The sequence below is a fragment of the Nitrincola lacisaponensis genome (genome assembly GCF_000691225.1).
GTDB classification, from domain to species: domain Bacteria; phylum Pseudomonadota; class Gammaproteobacteria; order Pseudomonadales; family Balneatricaceae; genus Nitrincola; species Nitrincola lacisaponensis.
The window spans coordinates 82,614-88,720 of sequence record NZ_JMSZ01000036.1; the positions used below are offsets into that span (position 1 = coordinate 82,614).

General features: G+C 52.7%; 6 protein-coding genes. All 6 read left to right on the top strand.

Annotated elements, in window-relative coordinates; all coding sequences use genetic code 11:
• The first annotated feature begins 2 nt into the window (after positions 1–2).
• Positions 3–668: an HAD family hydrolase gene (locus ADINL_RS13715; RefSeq protein ID WP_036549236.1), complete on the top strand. Its 666-nt coding sequence runs from the start codon at positions 3–5 to the stop codon at positions 666–668.
• A gap of 95 nt (positions 669–763) precedes the next feature.
• Complete coding sequence (locus ADINL_RS13720) at positions 764–2,791, top strand: PhoX family protein (RefSeq protein ID WP_036549238.1); 2,028 nt, start codon at positions 764–766, stop codon at positions 2,789–2,791.
• Positions 2,792–2,943: 152 nt separating this feature from the next.
• On the top strand, positions 2,944–3,909 hold the full coding sequence (locus tag ADINL_RS13725) for a DUF4880 domain-containing protein (RefSeq protein WP_036549240.1): 966 nt from the start codon (positions 2,944–2,946) through the stop codon (positions 3,907–3,909).
• Positions 3,910–4,057: 148 nt separating this feature from the next.
• Complete coding sequence (locus ADINL_RS13730; protein ID WP_051632842.1) at positions 4,058–4,615, top strand: sigma-70 family RNA polymerase sigma factor; 558 nt, start codon at positions 4,058–4,060, stop codon at positions 4,613–4,615.
• Positions 4,612–5,634, top strand: a complete 1,023-nt coding sequence (locus ADINL_RS13735) for a FecR family protein (protein ID WP_204368253.1) — start codon at positions 4,612–4,614, stop codon at positions 5,632–5,634. Before ADINL_RS13730 ends, ADINL_RS13735 begins: the two co-directional genes overlap by 4 nt.
• A gap of 93 nt (positions 5,635–5,727) precedes the next feature.
• A partial coding sequence (locus tag ADINL_RS13740) for an STN domain-containing protein (protein ID WP_036549243.1) occupies positions 5,728–6,107 on the top strand: 380 nt, incomplete at its 3' end.

Sequence of the window (6,107 nt, forward strand, 5' to 3'; positions counted from 1 at the left end):
ATATGAAATCACCACATCTGGTTGTGTTTGATCTGGACCATACCCTGTTGAATGGCGACAGCTCTGAGCTTTGGACTGGCGAAATGGCACGTCTGGGCTGGATTAATGATATCGACAGCTTTCAGGCCAAACACCGGATACTGATGCAAACCTATGCGACCGGTAATCTGGATATGGAAGCCTATCTGGCGCTGAATCTGGCACCACTGAAAGCGCGCAGTTATCAGGAAGTCGCTGCAGTTGCTGAGCGCTTTGTCAAAGCACAGTTACTGGATCGTCTGTATGAACAAGGTCTGGACCTGGTCAGACGCTTGCGTGTTGATGGGCATCACCTGTTGATGATTTCGGCCAGCGAAGCCTTTTTGGTTGAACCGGTCGCCCAGGCAATAGGATTTGATGGTGTGATTGGTATTGAACCTGAACTGGAAAACAATTGCTTTACCGGTCGTCCTGTTTTACCCATGAGCTATCAGGCTGGCAAGATTCATCACTGTCAGCGTTATGCTGAGGCGATGGAGTTAAGCGACTTGCCCATTGCGTTCTATTCCGATTCACATAACGATATTCCGTTGCTGGAAGTTGCCGATTACCCGGTAGCCGTAAACCCCAATGCTCACCTCGCTGAAGTGGCTAAAACCCGTGGCTGGCCGGTGCTCAGACTGGTCTGAAACCTGACTGTCATAAAGTCTTCATGGTCTGTTTAAGGAACTGTCATCCTTGCGCTTTAAAGTCGTTGGACTGTCAATCAATACGGAGAATTTCAATGACACAGCAGCAGACCCCGGTGATGATTGATCACCAGGATGGTGATGAGCCACTCAGTAATCATTCCGATAATACGACGTTCCAGCAGGTCTTTGAAAAGCGCATGTCCCGTCGCTCCCTGATGAAAGGGAGTCTGGGTACTGCCGCCATGTTGGGGTTCTTTGCCGGTAGCGGTTACTCCGGTCTGGCACATGCCGGTAGCAATCGCCATTCCCCGCTGATCGGCTTTGAAGCGATTCCGGTTGATGCCAGTGATCGCGTAACGCTACCTAAGGGCTATGTGCATCAAGTGATTTTGCCCTGGGGTGAGCCGATTTCCGGCAACCTGCCTGCCTTTGATCCTCTGACAAACTCGGGTGAAGATCAGGCGCATCAGGTTGGCAGCCACCATGATGGTATGCACTTCTTCCCGATCGAGGGTCAGGACCCATACCAGGGCAGCTCTGAAGATGGTCTGCTGGTGATGAATCATGAGTATGTTGAGCCACGTTTTATGCATGCTTCTGCACAGGGGCAGGCGTTGTCTCGCTCAGCCGTGCCGGTTAAGGGCGATGGTACACGTAATGCTGATGAAGTGTTAAAAGAGCTTCACGGTCATGGCGTCAGCATTGTGCGCATGAAAAAGCAGGCAGATGGTCAGTGGGCGATTGAAGCCGATCCACGTAACCGTCGTGTACACGGCTTAACCGAGATGGAGATCAGTGGTCCGGTACGTGGTACAGATTTTGTGAAAACGCGTTTCAGCCCCGAAGGGACCCGCACGCGTGGCACCCTGAATAACTGCGCACATGGTGTCACTCCCTGGAATACCTATCTGGCTGCCGAAGAAAACTGGGCCGGATACTTTATTAACCACGCAGAACAGCCGCGCGAGCAGAGTCGTTACGGTGTTGCCAAAGAAGGTTCGGGCCGTTATGGCTGGGAGCTGGCAGATTCCGGAGATGACCGTTTTGTGCGTTTCGATGTGACACCCAAGGCGGGCTCGGCAACAGAGGACTACCGCAACGAAGTTAACGGATTTGGCTGGATGGTCGAGATCGATCCCTTTAATCCGGACGCGCGTCCCGTCAAACGGACGGCGTTGGGACGTTTTGCACATGAAGGTGTAGTGTTCCAGCCTGCTGTTGAAGGTCAGCCAGTGGTCTGCTATTCCGGTGATGATGCGCGCTTTGAATATATTTATAAATATGTCAGTGCACAGCCTTACTTCAAGGCGACAGCTGGTGGTCACTTACTGGATAACGGTACCCTTTATGTTGCTCGCTTCAATGAAGATGGTTCAGGTGAATGGTTGCCGCTGGTATTTGGTATGGGGCCGCTGACACCTGAGAACGGCTTCAATTCCCAGGCAGACGTTCTGGTGAATACCCGTAGCGCAGCAGATGCAGTGGGTGCGACTAAAATGGACCGTCCTGAGTGGGGTGCTGTAGACCCCAAAACCCGCGAAGTCTATTTTACTCTGACCAACAACAGTCGCCGTACTGAAGCAGATGCTGCCAACCCGCGTGTTGAGAATAACTGGGGTCAGATTATTCGCTGGCGTGAGCAGGATGATCAGGTGACAGCCAAGGCATTTGAATGGAACCTGTTTGTACTGGCGGGACCCGAATCTGATTCTGATCTGGCCGGACAACATCTGGATGGTGGCAATATCTTCAACAGTCCGGATGGCCTGTGGTTTGATCCAGACTCGCGCTTGTGGATTCAGACGGACATGAGCGAAAGTGTCGTCAATACAGGTCCCTGGGAGCAGTTTGGCAATAATGTCATGCTCGCTGCAGATCCGGTGAACAACGTGATCCGTCGTTTTCTGGTGGGTCCGGTGGGCCAGGAGATTACCGGCGTTATTACGACACCGGATCAGAAAACGATGTTTGTAAACGTGCAGCACCCGGGTGCTACAACCACTCCAGAGCAGTTTGCAGCAGGAGAGCTGTCAAGCCATTGGCCTCATGATGGTTCACCGTATCCTCGATCTGCGACACTGGTCATTCGTCGTGAAGATGATGGTGTGATCGGTAGCTGATCAATCATCCAACCTGCCTTCTGTGTACGTCATCGTACTGAAGGCAGGTTTTCCCCTTCCATGTAGTAAAAATAATCAGTAAAACTTTGTGGGTTTGCGTTGTTGCTGCGGTATAGAGAGTAACAACAGCGAATACAGACCCAGATTTACTGATGAATACAGATAACCAACCCAATCAACAGGCTTTGGATCAGGCATGTGTCTGGATGGCCAGGCTCTGGGCCGATGATGTCTCTGAGCAGGATCGTCGGGCTTTCAGCCAGTGGCATGATGCCTCGCCGGAGCATGCGGCTGCCTGGCAGCGTACGCTCAAGCTGCAAAGCTGCTTTCAGCGGGTATCCGACCCTGTTGCCGGTTACCAGATTCTCAGCCGCCGTCGTACCCCACCGTCACGGCGACGCTTTCTGACGGGTTGTGCCGTCGGCATTCTCGGCCTCTCCGGGTTGGCGGCAACCGACCAATACTTGCCTGCAGGTTTGAGTGGCGCTGATGTGCAAACCCGCAGAGGTGAATGGCAGGAACATCAACTGGCAGATGGCAGCCGTCTGGTCCTGAATACGGCAACCTCTGTGGATATCCATGCCCGCAGTCAACTTCAGCAGCTGCAGCTGTATCAGGGCGAGTTCTGGATGGAAACCGCGGTAGAGGCTAATCCCTGGCGTATACGTCAGCGCGATGGTCGTCTCTACCCTGAAGCAGCACATTTCAGTGTCCGTCAGCATGAACAGTTCACCTCGGTTGCGCTCTATCAGGGTGAAATGGTCATTGCGCCTGCGTTGCGTTCACAACCATTGCTCCTGTCTGCCGGGCAGCAGCTGCGCTTTGATCAAACCGGCCTGCTGGATCTGCAGCCACTGACAGACCGCTCACCAGACTGGTTAAGTCGACGTTTGGCTGTTACCGATATGTCCTTGTCCCACTTCATTGATGAAGTTTCGCGTTATCGCCGCGGCTTGATCCGAGTCTCCAATGACCTGCCTGATCTGCAGGTGAGTGGTGTGTTTTCCTTGCAGCATCCAGAACGAATCCTGCAACAGCTGACCGAAATACTGCCAATTCGGATGCGATATCTGAGTCGTTATTACATCCTGATTGAACCAGATACCCGATTATCCTGAACGATCACCGCAAAACCTCCCACTTAGTATCCTGATAAAGCAGATGTTGTTTAACAGGCTGTCAGGTATTACAATCGCTCAGGTGTCTTATCAATAATGATTTATATTATCATTAAGTTTTAGGGTGCTAAGTATAGGACGGTGGGTGGTGAAGGGTTCTGGACAGACAGCGCAAGGCTGCATCGAATACCTCTATGCAGATCACCATGGCTGGTTAAAGGCATGGTTATTACGGCGTTTGGGTAATTCATCCGATGCGGCTGATTTGACGCAGGATGTTTTTGTGCGCCTGATCCTGCGTCCAGCTCCCAAGGGTTTGAACTCATCAGGTGAGGCGCGTGCTTATCTTCGCCGCATGGCGAATGGCATGTGTATCGATCTCTGGCGCAGGCGAAGTCTGGAACAGGCCTGGCTGGAGTCCCTCGCACATCAGCCGGAAGCGTTAATGCCATCTGCTGAACAACAAGTGATGGTGCTGCAGGCACTGCAGGAAATAGATCAATTGTTACTGAGCCTGCCAGCTAAAGCTGCCAGTGCGTTCGTGATGGCCGTCGGGTGTGAAATGTCAGACCGAGAAGTGGCGGAAGAACTCGGTATCTCGACACGGATGGTGCGAAAGCATGTCGCCAGAGTGATGCTGCATTGCATGCAGCTTGAGGCACGCCATCTGGCGGCAGATCCAGGGATTTTGAGGGTGGGCAGTTGAGTTGCGGAACCGGGCGGGCTGACATGATGGAGCAGGATCACGCTCAATTGACCGAGCCATCCTATCAGGTCATGGAACAGGCAGCGGAATGGTTCGCACTGCTGAGATCTGGCGAGGCTACAGCAGCACAGCAGCTGGCCTGGCAGCAATGGCTCCAGGCTTCAGTTGAGCACCAGCGGGCCTGGTTTTATGTTGAACGTATCGGTCAGCGGTTTGAGCCGATTCAGGTCAGCCCGGTCAGGTCGGCTGCAGTATCCGCGTTTTGTCAGGTACAAAACCAGCAGGCGCGCCGTCGGCAGGTGCTGCGTGGTCTGCTCGTCTTGAGCGGAAGCAGCCTGTTGGGCTGGGCCGGGTGGCAGCAGACCACCCAATTCAGATTGCCAATGGCTGATTATCATACAGCTACCGGTGAAATACGAATGCTTGCTTTGCAAGATGGTACGCACGTCTGGCTCAATGCGCTCAGCGCCGTGAATGAGCAGTACCAGCCTCATCAGCGCCAGTTGACGTTAGTGTCTGGTGAAATGCTGGTGCAAACGGCACCAGATCCTTCCCGGCAGTTTATTGTTACCACACCCTATGGTCAGCTGCGTGCATTAGGCACACGTTTCAGCGTTCGACTGGAAGATCACCATGTGCTTGTTGCCGTCTATGATGGAGCGGTTGAAATTCAGACCGCCTGGCATGGTACCACTCAGATCATTCCGGCAGGTTCACAGGCACGTTTTACCGATGAGCGTATCTTCAGTGCTGAACCAGCTGATCCGGCGCGTGAGGCCTGGTCAAGAGGCATATTGATTGCTCAGGATATCCCTCTGACTGAATTGATAACTGAACTGCGTCGGTATTATTCAGGCCATTTGAGCCTGTCACCGGATGCTGCTGAATTGAGGGTATTTGGTAGTTACCCGGTAACCGATATTGAACAGACCCTGTCGATGCTGGAGTCGGTTTTACCCATTCAAATACAGGTGCCGTTTCCCGGCTGGAAACGTATCAGGTTGAAGCGTTCGACGTAACAAAAAGTATTTTTTTCAGTTCAGGGTTCCGCTTTTACAGCTCTTATTCGATTCCGTAGTAAAGGGTCTGTAAATAAAGAGGATACCGGTCTTATGCTGTCCAGTTTCGATACTCCCGTGGCACACATGATACGTCAGCCAAAACGCCGTGTTTTTCGGCCAGCAATACTCAGCTCAGCGATTCACCTGGCGATACTTGGAAGCTTGCTGCTGCCTCTAAATACACTCGTGGCACAGGCTGGAGATGCTAGTCTGTCGCCTGTAATGGCACAGCATTCATTTAATATCCCCCCCGGTTCCTTAAGTCAGGTACTGACACAGTTTGCACAGCAAACCGGCGTATTGCTTGCCGCATCACCGGCACAGTTACAAGGCCAAAACAGCCCAGGTGTTCAAGGTACGCTGGAGATACGGCAAGCCCTGAGTCAGTTGCTGGCAGGCACAGGCCTGGTGGCACAATTACAACCGGATGG